Source organism: Microbacterium sp. GbtcB4 (genome assembly GCF_019091465.1).
In the GTDB taxonomy this organism is placed as follows: Bacteria; Actinomycetota; Actinomycetes; order Actinomycetales; family Microbacteriaceae; genus Microbacterium; species Microbacterium paraoxydans.
The window spans coordinates 1-276 of sequence record NZ_JAGXJJ010000103.1 but is presented as its reverse complement, the minus strand read 5'-3'; the positions used below and the strand labels follow the sequence as shown (position 1 = coordinate 276).

General features: G+C 72.8%; 1 pseudogene. It reads right to left on the bottom strand.

The annotated features are described in order from the left end of the window. Positions 1-263 (bottom strand): annotated as a pseudogene (locus KVS71_RS17415) (hypothetical protein); the annotation flags it as partial. Positions 264-276 lie beyond the last annotated feature (13 nt).

Below are 276 nucleotides of genomic sequence, written 5' to 3'. Positions count from 1 at the left end.
GGCCGGGCCCCCGACCGCTCATCGACCTCGAGGTGCCCGCGTGACACCACCACCCGGCTGAGCCCGGGGCCCGCGACGGCGAGGGCGAACTGGGTGCGGAGGCGACGCACGCGCTGGCGCACCCGTTGCGTCGCGTGCCAGGCCGAGACCGCCTGCTGGATCTCCGACAGGCGCACCGTGTCGCTCACGGCGCGGTCCCAGAACATCACAAGGAGCTGGGCGACCGCGACCCACATGATCGACCCCACCACTCCGAGATACATCGCCACCCCCAGG